The 16,431-nt window shown below is 72.8% G+C and carries 14 protein-coding genes; 9 read left to right on the plus strand and 5 right to left on the minus strand.

Annotated elements, in window-relative coordinates:
• Positions 1 to 11: 11 nt before the first annotated feature.
• The gene (locus DMH12_RS19970) at positions 12 to 917 is read right to left on the minus strand and encodes a 5'-3' exonuclease (protein WP_125492908.1); all 906 of its coding nucleotides are present in this window, start codon (positions 915 to 917) and stop codon (positions 12 to 14) included.
• A gap of 193 nt (positions 918 to 1,110) precedes the next feature.
• On the opposite strand from DMH12_RS19970, the gene DMH12_RS19975 reads away from it, so the two are divergent.
• From DMH12_RS19975 to DMH12_RS19990, 4 genes are all read left to right on the plus strand, one after another.
• Complete coding sequence (locus tag DMH12_RS19975; RefSeq protein WP_125492897.1) at positions 1,111 to 2,199, plus strand: glycine betaine/L-proline ABC transporter ATP-binding protein; 1,089 nt, start codon at positions 1,111 to 1,113, stop codon at positions 2,197 to 2,199.
• Positions 2,192 to 4,807 (plus strand): ABC transporter permease/substrate binding protein, encoded by a 2,616-nt coding sequence (locus DMH12_RS19980; protein WP_125492898.1) that lies wholly within the window; start codon positions 2,192 to 2,194, stop codon positions 4,805 to 4,807. Before DMH12_RS19975 ends, DMH12_RS19980 begins: the two co-directional genes overlap by 8 nt.
• Positions 4,808 to 5,211: 404 nt before the next feature.
• Positions 5,212 to 5,781 carry a helix-turn-helix domain-containing protein gene (locus DMH12_RS19985; protein ID WP_064727011.1) on the plus strand — a complete coding sequence of 190 codons (570 nt, stop codon included), beginning with the start codon at positions 5,212 to 5,214 and terminating at the stop codon, positions 5,779 to 5,781.
• Positions 5,778 to 6,503 (plus strand): helical backbone metal receptor, encoded by a 726-nt coding sequence (locus DMH12_RS19990; RefSeq protein ID WP_125492899.1) that lies wholly within the window; start codon positions 5,778 to 5,780, stop codon positions 6,501 to 6,503. Before DMH12_RS19985 ends, DMH12_RS19990 begins: the two co-directional genes overlap by 4 nt.
• On the opposite strand, the gene DMH12_RS19995 is transcribed toward DMH12_RS19990, so the two are convergent.
• Positions 6,430 to 7,584 (minus strand): TDT family transporter, encoded by a 1,155-nt coding sequence (locus DMH12_RS19995; protein WP_125492900.1) that lies wholly within the window; start codon positions 7,582 to 7,584, stop codon positions 6,430 to 6,432. The genes DMH12_RS19990 and DMH12_RS19995 overlap by 74 nt on opposite strands.
• 70 nt (positions 7,585 to 7,654) lie before the next feature.
• Between DMH12_RS19995 and DMH12_RS20000 the strand changes: the two genes are divergently transcribed.
• Positions 7,655 to 8,602: a LysR family transcriptional regulator gene (locus DMH12_RS20000; protein WP_125492901.1), complete on the plus strand. Its 948-nt coding sequence runs from the start codon at positions 7,655 to 7,657 to the stop codon at positions 8,600 to 8,602.
• Positions 8,603 to 8,627: 25 nt separating this feature from the next.
• On the opposite strand, the gene DMH12_RS20005 is transcribed toward DMH12_RS20000, so the two are convergent.
• Both DMH12_RS20005 and DMH12_RS20010 read right to left on the minus strand, forming a co-directional pair.
• The gene (locus DMH12_RS20005) at positions 8,628 to 9,323 is read right to left on the minus strand and encodes a gamma-glutamyl-gamma-aminobutyrate hydrolase family protein (RefSeq protein ID WP_125492902.1); all 696 of its coding nucleotides are present in this window, start codon (positions 9,321 to 9,323) and stop codon (positions 8,628 to 8,630) included.
• Positions 9,324 to 9,398: 75 nt separating this feature from the next.
• On the minus strand, positions 9,399 to 10,130 hold the full coding sequence (locus DMH12_RS20010) for a FadR/GntR family transcriptional regulator (RefSeq protein WP_185832423.1): 732 nt from the start codon (positions 10,128 to 10,130) through the stop codon (positions 9,399 to 9,401).
• A gap of 73 nt (positions 10,131 to 10,203) precedes the next feature.
• Here DMH12_RS20010 and DMH12_RS20015 point away from each other — a divergent pair, with 73 nt between their 5' ends.
• The 4 genes from DMH12_RS20015 to DMH12_RS20030 are packed head-to-tail and all read left to right on the plus strand — an operon-like array spanning position 10,204 to position 14,879.
• Positions 10,204 to 11,568 carry a glutamine synthetase family protein gene (locus DMH12_RS20015; RefSeq protein WP_125492903.1) on the plus strand — a complete coding sequence of 455 codons (1,365 nt, stop codon included), beginning with the start codon at positions 10,204 to 10,206 and terminating at the stop codon, positions 11,566 to 11,568.
• A gap of 8 nt (positions 11,569 to 11,576) precedes the next feature.
• Complete coding sequence (locus tag DMH12_RS20020; protein ID WP_185832424.1) at positions 11,577 to 13,016, plus strand: aldehyde dehydrogenase; 1,440 nt, start codon at positions 11,577 to 11,579, stop codon at positions 13,014 to 13,016.
• Complete coding sequence (locus DMH12_RS20025; protein ID WP_125492905.1) at positions 13,013 to 13,795, plus strand: 3-oxoacyl-ACP reductase; 783 nt, start codon at positions 13,013 to 13,015, stop codon at positions 13,793 to 13,795. Before DMH12_RS20020 ends, DMH12_RS20025 begins: the two co-directional genes overlap by 4 nt.
• Positions 13,796 to 13,832: 37 nt before the next feature.
• Positions 13,833 to 14,879: a DUF2510 domain-containing protein gene (locus tag DMH12_RS20030; protein WP_125492910.1), complete on the plus strand. Its 1,047-nt coding sequence runs from the start codon at positions 13,833 to 13,835 to the stop codon at positions 14,877 to 14,879.
• Positions 14,880 to 14,918: 39 nt separating this feature from the next.
• Here DMH12_RS20030 and DMH12_RS20035 read toward each other — a convergent pair whose 3' ends face one another.
• A complete protein-coding gene (locus DMH12_RS20035) occupies positions 14,919 to 16,121 on the minus strand; it encodes an amino acid deaminase/aldolase (protein WP_125492906.1) in 1,203 nt (400 codons plus the stop codon).
• Positions 16,122 to 16,431 lie beyond the last annotated feature (310 nt).

Consider the following 16,431-nt stretch of genomic DNA (forward strand, 5'->3'; position numbering starts at 1 on the left):
GCGCCGCACGATCAGGCGGTGAGCGTCGTCAGCAGCCGGTGCAGCGATCCGCCCAGGCCCCAGCGCGTCGCGAGGGCGTCCAGCGCCGCGGCGTCGCGCGGTCCGCGCGGCAGCGTGGTGGCCACGTCCGGCAGCGGCACGTCGTCGGCGACCCGGACGACCTTCGGGGCGACGTCCAGATACGGCCCGGCCTCGGTGAGCCGCTTGCGCTGCGAGGGCGTGAGCTTCGCCTTCGGGTCGTCCACGGCGGCCCGGATGCCCGCCAGGTCCCCGAACTCGGCCAGCAGCTTGGCCGCCGTCTTCTCGCCGATGCCGGCCACACCGGGCAGGCCGTCGCTCGGGTCGCCGCGCAGCAGCGCCAGATCGGTGTACCCGCGGCCGTCGACGCCGTACTTCTCGCGCAGTGCGGCCTCGTCGGTGAGGTTGAGGGTGCCCACGCCCTTGACCGGGTACAGCACGCGCACGCCGCGGGCGTCGTCGACGAGCTGGTAGAGGTCCCGGTCGCCGGTGACGATGTCCACCGGGCCCTTCGCCCGCGCGGTGTACGTGCCGATGACGTCGTCCGCCTCGTACCCGGCCACGCCGACGCGGGCGATGCCGAGCGCGTCGAGGACGTCCTCGATGACCGGCACCTGCGGTGACAGCGTGTCGGGCACCTCCTCCTCGTCGGGCCCCGCGGGGCGCTCCTCGGCGACGCGGTGCGCCTTGTACGAGGGGATCAGCTCCACCCGCCAGTGCGGGCGCCAGTCGGCGTCCATGCAGGCGACCAGGTGGTCGGGCCGGTGGTCCTTCACCAGGCGGTCGATGAAGTCGAGCAGCCCGCGCACGGCGTTCACCGGCGTGCCGTCGGGGGCCCGCACCGAGTCCGGCACGCCGAAGTAGGCGCGGAAGTAGAGGGAGGCGGTGTCGAGAAGCATCAGTCGTCCGGTCACGCCTCGCATCATGCCGCAGACCGTGTGGACGAGTGAGGGAGGACGTGTGAACTGGGTCACTCTTGTGTTTGGTACATAAGCATCGGGGCAGGCGCGCAGCCGGGTCGAAGCTGGTTGATGCATTCAACTGTTAGCGAGGCTTCAGACCCTGTCCCTGCCCCCGATGCAAGAGGTAAGCGTGTCAGCGAGACTAGAAGCCGAGGGCCTGTTCAAGGTCTTCGGCAGGAAACCGGACCAGGCAGTCGAACGACTGCGCCAGGGGGACGTGCGGAAGGAACTGCACGCCGACGGCACCACGGCCGCCGTCATCGACGCGTCGTTCACCGTGGAGCCCGGCGAGATCTTCGTGGTCATGGGACTGTCCGGATCCGGCAAGTCCACGCTGCTGCGCATGCTCAACGGTCTGCTGGAGCCGACCGCCGGGCACGTCCGCTTCGGCGGTCAGGACCTCACCGAGATCGGTGAGCGCAAGCTGCGCGACGTCCGCTCCAAGAACATCAGCATGGTCTTCCAGCACTTCGCGCTCTTCCCGCACCGCAGCGTCCGTGACAACGCTGCCTACGGTCTCGAAGTGCAGGGCGTGCCCCGCGCCGAGCGCGAACGCCGCGCCGACGAGGCGCTCGCCCTGTGCGGCCTGGCCGGCTGGGAGAAGTCCTGGCCCGACGAGCTGTCCGGCGGCATGCAGCAGCGCGTGGGCCTGGCCCGCGCGCTCGCCACGGACGCCGATCTGCTGCTGATGGACGAGTCCTTCAGCGCCCTGGACCCGCTGATCCGCCGCGACATGCAGGACCAGCTGCTGGAACTCCAGAAGACCCTGAAGAAGACGATCGTCTTCATCACGCACGACCTCAACGAGGCCATGCGCCTGGGCGACCGCATCGCGATGATGCGCGACGGCCGGATCGTCCAGATAGGCACCGCGCAGGACATCCTGATGCGCCCCGCCAACGACTACGTCGCCTCCTTCACCCAGGACGTCGACCGCTCCCGCGTGCTGACCACCGCCGCCGTGATGGAGACCGACGTGCGCGGCGACGAGGCCGACTGCGACTGCGCGACGGCCGCGCCGGAGACGTCGTTCACCGACCTGTGCGCGATCAGCGCCCGCACCCCGCACCCCGTCGCGGTCGTCGACGGCGACGGCGAGCTGGTCGGGGTCGTCCCCACCCGCCGCCTCGTCGGCTTCCTCGGGGACGAGCAGGCCGAGCCCGGCACCTGCGACAGCCCGCGCGACCAGGGTCCGGAGAAGGTGATGGCCCGTGCCTAGGATCCCGCTCGGCGACTGGGTCAACAGCACCGTCGACTGGCTGCTCGAACACGTCGCGTGGCTCTTCGACTTCCTGAAGACCGTCTTCACCGGCACCTACGACGGCATCAACGCCGTCCTCCAGGCGCCCGAACCGCTGCTCCTCGCCGGCATCTTCGCGGTCATCGCCTTCTGGCTGCGCGGCACGCTCGCCGGTGTGCTCACCTTCGTGGGATTCGCGTTCATCGACTCCATGGAGTTGTGGGAGAACGCGATGATCACCCTGTCGCTGGTGCTCGTCGCCACGATCATCGCCCTGGTGGTGGCGGTGCCCGTCGGCATCTGGGCGGCCCGCTCCGACCGCGTCAGCGGCCTGGTCCGGCCCGTGCTGGACTTCATGCAGACGCTGCCCGCGATGATCTACCTCATCCCGGCCATCCTGTTCTTCGGCACCGGCGCCTCCGCGGGCATCGTCGCCACCCTGATCTTCGCGCTCGCCCCCGGCGTGCGCATGACCGAGCTGGGCATCCGCCAGGTCGACAAGGAACTGGTCGAGGCCGCCGAGGCCTTCGGCACCACCCCCCGCAACACCCTGCTGCGCGTCCAGCTCCCGCTGGCCCTGCCGACGGTGATGGCGGGCGTCAACCAGGTCATCATGCTCGGCCTGTCCATGGCCGCGATCGCCGGCATGGTCGGCACCGGCGGCCTCGGCGGCGACGTCAACGAGGCCATCGGCCAGCTGAACGTCGGTCTCGGCTCCGAGTCCGGTGTGGCCATCGTGATCCTCGCGATCTACCTGGACCGCATGACCAGCGCGCTCGGCACCCAGGTGTCGCCGCTCGGCCGCCGCGCCGCCGCCAAGGCCCGCAGCATGGGCGGCCTGAAGATCTGGTCCTACCGTCCCCGCCCGCAGGTCGCCGTCATCGGCGTCGTCATCCTCGGCCTGGTGGCCGGCGGCATGGGCGTCTTCGGCGGCTCCGGCGACTCGGAGGCCGTCGCGAACGGCAAGAACGTCGGCCAGGGCAAGAAGATCACCCTCGGCTACGTGCCGTGGGACGAGGGCGTCGCCTCCACGTTCCTGTGGAAGGAGATCCTCGAACAGCGCGGCTACGAGGTCGAGGCCAAGCAGTTCGACGCCGGACCGCTCTACACCTCCCTGGCGCAGGGCGACATCGACATCGTCACCAACTCCTGGCTGCCGACCACCCACGCCCAGTACTGGAAGAAGTACGGCGACCGCCTCGACGACCTCGGCTCCTGGTACGACAACACGTCGCTGGAGCTGACCGTCCCGGCGTACATGAAGGACGTCAACTCGCTCGAGGACCTCAAGGGCAAGGCCGACCAGTTCGGCGGCAAGATCACCGGCATCGAGTCCAGCGCCGGCGAGATGGCCCTGCTGAAGGACAAGGTCTCCAAGGAGTACGGCCTCGACAAGGAGTACAAGGTCGTCGACAGCTCCACGCCGGCGATGCTGGCCGAGCTGAAGCGGGCGATGAGCAAGAAGGAACCGATCGTCGTCACGCTCTGGTCCCCGCACTGGGCGTACAACGACCTCGACCTGAAGAAGCTCAAGGACCCCAAGGGCGCCTGGGGCAAGGGCGACGGCGTGCACACGCTCTCCCGCAAGGGCTTCGCCGGCGACGACCCCACCGCCGCCAAGTGGATGAAGGACTTCAAGCTGGACGAGAAGCAGCTCACCAGCCTGGAGGCCGAGATCAACAAGGCCGGCAAGGGCAAGCAGCAGGACGCCGTCCGCACCTGGCTGAAGAGCAACCCGGACCTCGTCGACAAGCTCGCCCCGGTCGCGGGCGCCGGCGGCGCCACCCCTGCCGAGGCGAAGCGCGCCCTGGACGTGGCCTGGTTCCCGTGGGAGGAGGACGTCGCCGTCACCTACCTGTGGAAGAACGTCCTGGAGCGCCGCGGCTACAAGATGAACCTGAAGCAGATGGACGTCGGCCCGGTCTACACCGGCCTGGCCTCCGGCGATCTCGACCTCAACTTCGACGCCTGGCTGCCCCACGCCCAGAAGAACTACTGGGACAAGAACAAGGACAACCTCACCGACCTCGGCACCTGGTACGAACCGACCTCCCTGGAGATCGCCGTCCCCTCCTACGTGAAGGACGTCAAGTCCCTCGCGGACCTCAAGGGCAAGGCCGACCTCTTCGACGGGAAGATCATCGGCATCGAGCCCGGCACCGGTGAGATGCAGCTCGCCAAGGACGAGGTGCTGCCGGGCTACGGCCTGGAGGACGAGTACGAGATCGTGGACGGCTCCACCCCGGCCATGCTGGCCGAGCTGAAGCGCGCCTACGCCAAGAAGGAGCCGGTCGCGGTCACCCTGTGGTCGCCGCACTGGGCGTACAGCGACTACGAGCTGACCAAGCTGAAGGACCCCAAGAAGGCCTTCGGTGAGGGCAACACGATCCGCACCATCTCCAGCAAGAAGTTCCCCGAGCAGTACCCGCAGCTCACCAAGTGGATCAAGAACTTCCACATGAGCGAGGACGAGCTGGGAACCCTGGAGGCCGAGATCAAGGACCGCGGTCAGGGCCACGAGGAGGAAGCCGTCGCGGCCTGGCTGGAGGAGCACCCGGACATGGTGGGCCGGATGACCCCGCAGTAGTACCCGCACACACGTCACCCCGAGGGGTGGGCCCGGCCGCGCCTCCTGACGGCGCGCGGGGCCCACCCCTCGGGTCGTGTCGGCCGGGGACACGGTAAGGATTTGGACAACCACGGAGCGCCAACCCCCTGCCCGAGCATCGCCTCGCCTGGGCGGGAGGGGCTGGCGGGAACACGCGGGGCCGTCCGCGCCTTGAACCGGTAAGGCGTCCGGCACGTGGGACGGAGCGGCCCGCGCGTGGCGAGAACTGTGAGGTCCCGGCCACCGCACCGTGACATCGATGTGACGGCCGCATGAAACGGTTTGCCGAACATGCGTAGGGTGCAGAGAACTCATCAGGAGGACGGCGACCCGGAACGGGCACCGCGGCGGCACGACGACGGGTGAAGGAGGGAGCCGGAGCGATGGGCGACCACAAGGATCAGCACCTCCGGGTCGGCGCGGCCGTGCGGCGCCGGCGACGCTCCCTCGACCTGACGCTCGCCGTGGTGTCCGAGCGCAGCGGCCTGTCCGTGCCCTTCCTCAGCCAGATCGAGAACGACCGGGCGCGGCCCAGTCAGAGCTCCCTGGAGAAGGTGGCCGACGCCCTGCGCACCACCGCCGTGGAGCTGCTCGCCGCCGCCGACCCCGCGTGCAGCGTCGACGTGGTCCGCGACGAGGACCCCGACCCCGAGCTGGCCCCCAAGGTGCGCTCGCTGGTGCGCGGGCACCACCAGATGCACGCCTCCGAGTTCACCGGCGACCATGACGTGGGCCGTGAACTCCAGTACCGCAACGACCAGTTGATGTTCGTTGCCGAGGGTGCCGTGGAGATCGAGGCCGAGGGCCGCGCCTACCGGCTGGGCCGGGGCGACACGCTGTACCTCACGGGCGGTGTGCGGCACCGGTGGCGGGCCACGGTGCCCGACACCCGGCTGGTCGTGGTCGCCGTCGCCGAGCACATCGAGGCGGTCCGGGAGGGGCCCCGCCGGTGAGGGTGGTCTCCCTGGTGCCCTCCCTGACCGAGGCGGTGGCCCGTACCGTCCCCGACGTCCTCGCCGGTGCCACCGACTGGTGCACCCACCCGGCCGGGCTCGCCGCCGTACGGGTCGGCGGCACCAAGAACCCGAAGACCGACCGGATCATCGCCCTCGCCCCCGACCTGGTGATCGCCAACGAGGAGGAGAACCGCGCCCCCGACCTGGACGCCCTGCGCGAGGCGGGCGTCGAGGTGCTGGTGACCGAGGTGCGCACCGTGGCGCAGGCCCTGACCGAGCTGGACCGCGTGCTGACCGCCTGCGGTGCCCGCTCCCGGCCACGGTGGCTCGACGAGGCCGAGGCGGCCTGGTCGGCACTGCCGTCCCCGCCGCCCGGGGAGCGCCGCACCGCCGTGGTGCCGATCTGGCGCAGGCCCTGGATGGTGCTGGGCCGCGACACCTTCGCCGGTGACGTGCTGTCCCGCCTGGGCGTCGACCACCTCCACGCCTCCCACCCCGAGCGGTATCCGAAGATCCCGGTCGAGGAACTGCGGGCGGCCCGTCCGGACGTCGTGGTCCTGCCGGACGAGCCCTACCGCTTCACCGCCGACGACGGCCCGGAGGCGTTCCCCGGTCTGTCCTGCGCCCTCGTCGACGGGCGGTACCTCACGTGGTACGGGCCGTCACTGGCCGAGGCGCCCCGGGCGCTGGCCGCGGCCCTGCGAGCAGCACACCGCTGAACAGGCCGCGCGTCGTGTGCACGGCGGCGACCGCCCAGGCCGTGACCAGCACGGCGTACAGGACGACCGTGAGCCCGTCGTAGACGACGAGCCCGGTGTGCCGGGCCAGGGCCTCCGCGCCGGTGACACAGGTGCCCACCGGGAAGGTGAACGACCACCACGTCATCGAGAAGCCCATGCCCGCGCGCCGAGCCCGCACCACGTGCGCGGTGGCCAGGCACAGCCACATCAGCGCGAAGCCCGTCACCGGCACGCCGTAGAGCACGGCGAGCACCCCGAAGCCCTCGGCGTACGGCGCCGGAACGACGCCCGGGGCCACGTCCGCGAACTGCCCCACGGCGGTCGTCGACTGCCCGAGCGGGCCCAGGACCAGGAACAGCGACGGGGTGAGCGCGAGCGGCAGCGGGCCGCCGGTGAGCAGCCGGCCGAAGATGACCGGCAGGGTCACCAGGGTCGCGAGCAGGCTCACCCCGAACAGCGCGACGCAGGCGAGCAGCAGCGTCTCGCGGGGCTGTCCCGGCGGGAGGTGCGGGACCAGCGGCGGGCCGACGGCCGCCGACACCATGGGCGCGACCAGCGGCAGCAGCCACACCGGACTGGCCTGGCCCGGCTCCACCCGGTGCCGTACGGCCATCAGGTACGGCACGGCGACCGCCGCCGCGAGCCCCACGGCCGTACCGGCGGTGAACAGCACGGCGTCCAGGGCGACCGCCGCCGAGGTGCCGGTCCAGTCCCGGCCGACCGTCAGGGCGCCGCCGCCGACGGCCAGCAGGGCCATCGACAGGCAGCCGTAGAACGGGGCCGCGGCCGGGTCGAGCAGATGCGCGCGGGCCTGGTCCCGGTGGTGGTACCAGTGCAGGGAACGGGCCGCGAGCAGCGCCGCGAGGAGGACGAGGGACAGCGCCCAGAACGCGGTGCACACGGCGCGCAGCCCGGGTATGTGCACCGGCAGCGCGGCTCCGGCGCCGCCGACGACGGCGGTACCCATGACGCAGGCGTACCAGTTGGGCCCGAGGTGGCGGACGGCCGGGACGCGCCGGGCGACGGCGGCGGGGGAGTGGGGCTGGGCGACGGTGACCATGCGTCCACGATCATCGCGGCCGAGGCCGCTGACCAGGGAGCACGCCTCTATGAGGGCATAAGCTGGGGTTATGAGCAGGAGTGGTGCGGAGGGTGAGCAGGCCGGTCAGGGCGGACAGGGTGTGCCGGGTTCGCTGGCGCACCGGGTTCCCGACCTGGGCGCGATGGAGCTGCTGCTGGCGGTGGCCCGGCTGGGCAGCCTCGGCGGCGCCGCGCGCGAGCTGGGCATCACGCAGCCGGCCGCCAGCAGCCGGGTCCGGTCGATGGAGCGGCAGCTGGGGGTCGCGCTGGTGGACCGTTCGCCGCGCGGCTCCCGGCTGACGGACGCGGGTGTGCTGGTCACGGACTGGGCGCGGCGGATCGTCGAGGCCGCCGAGGCCTTCGACGCGGGCGCGCAGGCGTTGCGGGACCGGCGGGACTCGCGGCTGCGGGTGGCGGCGAGCATGACGATCGCCGAGTACCTGCTGCCGGGCTGGCTGGTCGCCCTGCGCACCCAGCTGCCCGACACGGCGGTCTCCCTGCTCGCGGGGAACTCGGCGACGGTGGCGGCACGACTGCTGGCCGACGAGGCCGACCTCGGCTTCGTGGAGGGCGTCAGCGTCCCCGCCGGCCTGGACTCCGCGGTCATCGCCCACGACCGCCTCGTCGTCGTCACCGCGCCGGGCCACCCCTGGGCCCGCCGCCGGCGCCCGCTGGCGGCCTCGGAGCTGGCGGCGACCCCGCTGATCCTGCGGGAGAAGGGCTCGGGCACCCGGCAGGTCCTGGACGCGGCCCTGGGCGGCCTGGCCCGTCCCCTGATCGAGCTGTCGTCCACCACGGCCGTGAAGGCGGCGGCGGTGAGCGGCGCCGGCCCCTCCGTCCTCAGCGAACTCGCGGTGGGCGAGGAGCTGACCACCCGCCGCCTGGTGAACGTCCCCCTCGCGGACGTCACCCTCGCCCGCGACCTGCGGGCGGTGTGGCCCACGGGGCACCGGCCGACGGGGCCGGCACGGCAACTGCTGTCGCTCACGCGGGTGTAGGGGCCGCCATGTCCGCCCTGGGCGCTCAGGAGGGCCGGGCCGCCGCCTCCACCAGAGCCCGCATCACCCGTACGTCCTCGCCCATCTCCGGGTGCCACTGCACGCCCAGGACCCAGCCGGGCGCGGACGGGAGTTCCAGGGCCTCCACCGTGCCGTCCGCCGCGTGGGCCGACGGGGTGAGGCCGGTGCCGAGGCGGTCCACCGCCTGGTGGTGGTAGGTCGGGACGAAGGTCTCCTCGGGGACCACACCGGCGTACAGCGTGCCCGGTACCGGCTTGACCGGGTGACCGCCGAAGACGCCCACCACCTCGGCGTGGCCCTCGATGTGCTGGACGAGGGTGCCGCCCAGGGCGACGTTGAGGAGCTGCATGCCGCGGCAGACGCCCAGCAGCGGGACGTGCGCGGCCAGGGCGGCCTCGACGAGGGCCAGCTCCCACGTGTCGCGGGCGCGCGCGGGCGGGCCGGTGCGGGGATCCGGGGTCGCGCCGTAGCGGACCGGCTCCACGTCCGGGCCGCCCGCGATCACCAGTCCGTCGAGGCGGGCGAGCGTCGCCGCGGCGTGCTCCGGCGCGTCCGGCGGCAGCATCACCGCCAGGCCGCCCGCCCGCTGCACCAGCCGCGGATACCCGGCGGGCAGCAGCGCCGCCTCCAGTTCCCACACCCCCCAGCGCGCCCCGGTCTCCAGGTACGTGCTGACGCCGATCAGCGGTCTGTCCGTCACCGTCAGAGCCCTCCGTCCGCCGCTGTGGACCGTTCTCATACCTTTGCCCGCGTGGGACACGCCCGCGCGGCGCACTCACGTCAGGAACCCCCGCAGCAGTGCCGCCGTCCCCGCGCAGTGCTCCCGCGTGATCTCCCGCGCCCCGTCCGCGTCCCCGTCGAGCACGGCCTCCACCAGCGCCGTGTGCTGCCGCTGCGAGTGCTCCAGGTTGCGCACCAGCAGCGGGATGCAGTCCAGCAGGTCGTTCAGGGTGGCCCGGACGGCCGCGTACTGCGCCGCGAGGGCCGCCGACCCGCACAGCTCCGCGAGGGTGAGGTGCAGCCTCGTGTCCAGCCGGCGGTACTCCGCCAGAGGCGCGTCCCGGGTCGCGGCCAGCGACTCGCTCAGACGCGCCGCCCGGCCGTCCGCCAGCCCGTGCGCCGCGCACAGCCCGGCCGCGCCCACCTCCAGCACCTCGCGGAAGCGCAGCACGTCCTCGATGTCGACCCCGGCCACCCTGCGCCGCAGTTCGTCCTCGCCGCCGGCGTCCGCACGCGGCAGCACGAACGTTCCGCCGTACCGCCCCCGCCGGGCCTCCACCAGGCCCTGGTCCTGGAGCACGCGCAGCACCTCGCGCAGGGTCACCCGGCTGATCCCGAGCCGCTCCGCCAGCTCCCGCTCGGCCGGCAGCCGCTCTCCCCCGGACACCAGGCCCAGCCTGACCACCTGAAGGATCTGCTCCAGCGCTTCCTCGAAGCCGTTGCCGGCCCGCACCGGCCGCAACACCGGTGCGAGCCGGTCCGTCACGCTCCCGGTTTCCTCCGGCATGCGGCCGCGCCCCCTTCCCAACCAATGGTTCCCAGCAATACCTTATGGCTCCCGGCCAAAGGAGGCTCTCCCCGTGCCAGACCGCACACCCCCGCTCGGGGTCGAGGCACTGCACGCCCTCGTCGCCGCCGGTGACATCGACACCGTCGTCCTGGCCTTCCCCGACATGCAGGGCCGCCTCCAGGGCAAGCGGTTCGCGGCCCGCTTCTTCCTCGACGAGGTCCTGGCACACGGAACCGAGGGCTGCAACTACCTCCTCGCCGTCGACGCCGACATGAACACCGTGGACGGCTACGCGATGTCCTCCTGGGACCGCGGCTACGGCGACTTCGCCATGCACGCCGACCTGGCCACCCTGCGCCGCCTGCCCTGGAACGAGGGCACCGCGATGGCCGTCGCCGACCTCGCCTGGGAGGACGGCACCCCGGTGCTCGCCGCGCCCCGCCAGATCCTGCGCCGCCAGCTCGAACGCCTCGCCGGTCACGGCCTGACCGCACGGGCCGGCACCGAGCTGGAGTTCATCGTCTTCCGGGACACGTACGAACAGGCCTGGGACGCGAACTACCGCGGGCTGACCCCGGCCAACCAGTACAACATCGACTACTCGGTGCTCGGCACCGGCCGCGTCGAACCCCTGCTGCGCCGCATCCGCAACGAGATGACGGGCGCCGGGCTCACCGTCGAGTCCGCCAAGGGCGAGTGCAACCCCGGCCAGCACGAGATCGTCTTCCGCTACGACGACGCCCTGGTCACCTGCGACCAGCACGCGGTCTACAAGACGGGCGCCAAGGAGATCGCCGCCCAGGAGGGCATGTCCCTCACCTTCATGGCCAAGTACAACGAGCGCGAGGGCAACTCCTGCCACATCCACCTCTCCCTCGCCGACGAGGGCGGCGACGCCGTCATGGCCGGCGACCAGGAGGGCGGCATGTCCGAGGTCATGCGGCACTTCCTCGCCGGACAACTCGCGGCACTGCGCGAGTTCTCGCTCCTCTACGCCCCCCACATCAACTCCTACAAGCGCTTCCAGCCCGGCTCCTTCGCGCCGACCGCCGTCGCCTGGGGACACGACAACCGCACCTGCGCCCTGCGCGTCGTCGGCCACGGCCGCTCCCTGCGCTTCGAGAACCGGCTGCCCGGCGGAGACGTCAACCCGTACCTGGCGGTGGCGGGCATGGTGGCGGCCGGACTGCACGGCCTCGAACAACGGCTGGAACTGCCCGAACCCTGCGCGGGCAACGCCTACACCGCCGACTACGCCCACGTCCCCACCACCCTGCGCGAGGCCGCCGAGCTGTGGGAGAACAGCACCCTCGCCAAGGCCGCCTTCGGGGACGAGGTCGTCGCCCACTACCGCAACATGGCGCGCGTCGAGATCGACGCCTACGACGCCGCCGTCACGGACTGGGAACTGCGCCGCTCCTTCGAACGCATGTGAGGCACCCGTTGTCCGACCCCTCCGACCTGTCCGACCCGTCCGGCCCGTCCGCCGAACTGCCCGACGTACTACGGGTGCTGAACCCCGCCACCGAAGAGATCGTCGCCACCGTCCCCGCCGCCTCCGCGGCCGACGTCGACGCCGCCGTCGTGCGGGCCGCACGGGCGCAGACCGCCTGGGCCGCCCTCGCCCCCGGCGACCGGGCCCGGCTGCTGCGCCGCTTCGCCGCCACCGTCGACGAGCACCTGGAGGAACTGGCCCGGCTGGAGGTCCGCGAGGCCGGGCACACCATCGGCAACGCCCGCTGGGAGGCCGGCAACGTCCGCGACCTGCTCGACTACGCCGCCGGGGGAGTGGAGCGGCTCACCGGACGCCAGATTCCGGTGCCCGGCGGCCTGGACGTGACGATCCTCGAACCGCTCGGCGTCGTCGGGGTCATCGCCCCCTGGAACTTCCCGATGCCGATCGCCGCCTGGGGCACGGCGCCGGCGCTCGCGGCGGGCAACGCGGTCCTCCTCAAGCCCGCCGAGACGACCCCGCTGACCGCTCTGCGGCTCGCCGAACTCGCCCTGGACGCGGGGCTGCCCGAGGGGCTGTTCCAGGTGCTGCCCGGACACGGGCCGGTCGCCGGGGACGCACTGGTGGAGCACCCCGGCGTGGCGAAGATCGTCTTCACCGGGTCCACGACCGTGGGACGGCGGGTGGCCGCCAGGGGAGCCGCGCTCCTCAAGCCCGTCACCCTCGAACTCGGCGGCAAGAGCCCCAACATCGTCTTCGCCGACGCCGACGTGGAGGCCGCCGCGGCCGCCACCCCCATGTCCTTCCTCGACAACTCCGGCCAGGACTGCTGCGCCCGCACCCGCATCCTCGTCCAGCGCCCGGTGTACGACCGCTTCCTCGCCCTCCTGGCGCCGGCGATCGACTCCGTCCGGGTCGGCGACCCGGCCGACGCGAGCACCGACATGGGCCCGCTGATCTCCCGCACCCAACTGGACCGAGTCCGCTCCTACATCCCCGACGGCGCCGACGGCATCCGCGGCAAGGCCCCCGAGGGCGGCCCCGGCTTCTGGTTCCCGCCCACGGTCCTCACCGGCGCCGACCCGGACGCCCGGGTGGCCGTCGAGGAGGTCTTCGGGCCCGTCGCCGTCGTGCTGCCCTTCGAGGACGAGGCCGACGCGGTCCGCCTGGCCAACGCCACCGACTACGGCCTGTCCGGCTCACTCTGGACGCGGGACGTCGGCCGCGCCCTGCGCGTCTCGGCCGCGGTCCGCGCCGGGAACCTGTCCGTCAACTCCCATGCCAGCGTCCGCTACTGGACTCCGTTCGGCGGCTTCAAGCAGTCCGGGCTCGGGCGCGAACTCGGCCCGGACGCGCTGACCGCGTTCACCGAGACCAAGAACGTCTTCATCAGCACCGCCTCGTCGAGCACGGAGGGCCCCGCACAGTGAGCGAAGAGATCGTCTGCCGCAGGCTTGCCGGCCGCACCGCCGTCGTCACCGGAGCCGGCAGCGGCATCGGACTCGCGACCGTCCGCCGGCTCGCGTCCGAGGGCGCGCACGTCGTCTGCGGCGACGTCGACGAGACCCGGGGCAGGGCGGCGGCCGAGGAGGTCGGCGGGACCTTCGTCCTGGTCGACGTCACCGACCCAGAACAGGTCGAGGCGCTGTTCGGTACCGCGTACGACACGTACGGCAGCGTCGACGTCGCGTTCAACAACGCCGGCATCTCACCGCCCGACGACGACTCGATCCTGGAGACCGGCCTGGAGGCGTGGAAGCGCGTCCAGGAGGTCAATCTCACCTCCGTCTACCTGTGCTGCAAGGCGGCCATCCCCTACATGCGGCGCCAGGGCCGGGGGTCCATCATCAACACCGCGTCCTTCGTGGCGCGGATGGGCGCGGCCACCTCCCAGATCTCGTACACCGCGTCCAAGGGCGGTGTCCTCGCCATGTCCCGCGAACTGGGCGTGCAGTTCGCCCGGGAGGGCATCCGCGTCAACGCGCTCTGCCCGGGCCCGGTCAACACCCCGCTCCTCCAGGAGCTGTTCGCCAAGGACCCCGAGCGGGCCGCCCGCCGCCTGGTGCACATTCCGGTCGGGCGGTTCGCCGAGGCCGCCGAGATCGCCGCCGCCGTCGCCTTCCTGGCCAGCGACGACTCCTCCTTCGTGAACGCCACCGACTTCCTGGTGGACGGCGGGATTTCCGGGGCGTACGTCACACCGCTGTAGATCACCGCGCGCGGCGTCCTACAGTGCCGGAATGAGCATGACGCCGCCGCCCGGCTGGTACCGCGACCCGTCGGCCGCCCACCAGGAACGCTGGTGGGACGGCACGGCCTGGACCGAGCACCGGCGCGCACCGGGAGCCACGGGGTACGGAGCGCCCGCGACCACCGGGTACGGAGCGCCAGGGGACACGGGGTACGGCGCACCCGCGACCACCGGGTACGGCGCGGCCCAGACCCCGGCGGCCCCGGCGCAGCCCGGCCAGCCGTCGACCGTGCCGCTGTTGGCGGGCGGTGGACAGGGGCAGCAGGGCGGCACCGGACGGGGGAAGGCCGTCGCCCTCACCGTCGCCGCGGCCGTGCTGGTCGCCGCGATCGTCACCGGTGTGTTCGTCCTGGGCGAGGACGACGGAGGCGGCCCCCAGACGCAGGCCCCGCCCGTCACCCCGACCGCCACCGACCCCGCGCCGGTGACCGAGGAGCCGTCGCCCACCCCCTCCGGACCCTCCGCCGACGACCCCGCCGTGGTCGAGGACCAGCTCAACGGCGTCACCTTCCCGCTGCCGGACGGCTGGGTCCTGCCCGAGCACGTCGCCGAGGACGACGTCATGATGACCACGGACGGCACCTACGACTGCCCGGCGGACGGCGGTGTGTGCCGGCACGGGATGGTCGTCTCCCGCACCGTCACGTCGAACGCCGAGTCCTCCCCGAAGACCCTCGCCCGGCAGGACATCGAGGACGCCGCCGACGACGCCTACGACCGCGACCTGGTCGGCAACAAGCCCTTCGGCGGCATCGAGTCGCACGAGGAGGTGGCGTCCGGGCAGGTCGCGGTCGCCGGTCGCGCGGGCTACTACGTGCGCTGGCGCGTGCAGACGGCCAAGGGGCCCGGCGGCTACGTGCAGTCGCTGGTGTTCCCCTCCACCGTCGGCACCGAGTCCCCGATCCTCGTCCGCTACGTCTTCGACGCGGGCGAGGACGGGCCGCCGCTCGCCGACATGGACCGGATCACCAAGGGCATCCGGCCCGTCGGCGACGCGGACACGGGCGGCGGCGTGGGCAGCGGCATCGGCCCGACGGACTGACGGGCGCGTTGGCGCGATGGCGTGATGCCGTGTCGGGGCCTAGAGGAAGGTGTGCCCCTCGCCCCGGTACGTCGGGACCGTCGCCGTCACCGCGTCCCCCTCCACCAGGTGCAGCGTGTCGAACCGCTCGCACAGCTCACCGGCCTTGGCGTGCCGGAACCACACCTTGTCGCCGATCAGCAGGTCGTCGGCGGGCGAACCGAGCAGTGGCGTCTGCACCTCGCCGGGGCCCTCCTGGGGGTCGTAGCGCAGCCCCTCGGGCAGGTACGGCACCGGCAGCCGGTCGGCGCCGGCCGCGCCGGAGGCCGGATAGCCGCCGCCCAGCACGGTCACGACCCCGACGCCGGGACGCCGTACGACGGGCTGCGCGAACAGCGCCGCCGGACGCCCGGTGAACGAGGTGTAGTTGTCGAACAGGCGCGGCACGTACAGGCCGGACCCGGCGGCGATCTCCGTGACCGCGTCCTCGGCCGCCGTGTGCTGCACGCTGCCCGTGCCACCGCCGTTGACGAACTCCAGGCCCGGCACCACAGCCCGCACGGCCCGCACCACCGCGGCGCGGCGCTCGGCGAGTTCCCGGCGCGCGGCGGCCTGCATCAGCCGCACCGCACGCGACCGCAGCGGCCGCCCGGCCACCGCGTCCCCGACCCCGGCGACATGGCCCTCGTACGCCATGACACCGACGACCTCGAACCCCTTGCGGCGGGTCACCGCCCGGGCCAGGTCGGCCATCTCGGCGGGGGAGTGCAGCGGGGAACGGCGGGCGCCGACCCGCACCCGGCCGCCGAGCAGCCGCAGCGAGGTGTCCAACTCCAGGCAGATCCGCACGACTTCGCGGCCGCCGTCGCGGGCCGCCTCGATGAGGTCCAGCTGCGCCGGGTCGTCGACCATCACGGTCACCGCGGAGGCGAGCTTCGGGTCGGCGGTCAGCTCGGCGTACCCGGTGCGGTCCGCCGACGGGTAGGCGAGCAGCACGTCCTCGAAGCCGGAGCGGGCCAGCCACAGGGACTCGGCCAGGGTGTACGACATGAGGCCGGCGAAACCGTCCCTGGCCAGGGCGCGTTCCAGCAGGGCGCGGCAGCGTACGGACTTGCTGGCCACCCGGACCGGCTTGCCGCCGGCCCGGCGGACCAGATCGTCCGCGTTGGCGTCGAACGCCTCCAGGTCCACGATGGCCACGGGGGCGTCCAGATGGGCGGTGGCCCGGTCGTAACGGGCCCGGTCGGCGGCGCGCGCAGTCATGCCCGCAGCCTGCCAGACAGGATTACCGCAGGGTAGGGGGACGTTCCGGGCCAATGCCACGGGCGTGCGGACTGGTTCCCCGCCGGGCGGGGTCACGCCGTAGAGTGACGCGCACGCACGGCGGAACGACTCCGGGCGGCCGGGCCCCCGGGCTCGCGCCGGGATGGCGGTCCTCCCGTGCGGGTATGCGTGCCCGGGACGGATCGGTCCGCGCCGGGCCGGGGCAGGAGACATCACCGGCCCGCGTCGGAGAACGGCCCGGGCCCGAGAAACGGGGGGTGCATGAGCACGGAAGCGCGCCGCGCCTCCC

The sequence above is a fragment of the Streptomyces sp. WAC 04229 genome, from assembly GCF_003947455.1.
In the GTDB taxonomy this organism is placed as follows: domain Bacteria; phylum Actinomycetota; class Actinomycetes; order Streptomycetales; family Streptomycetaceae; genus Streptomyces.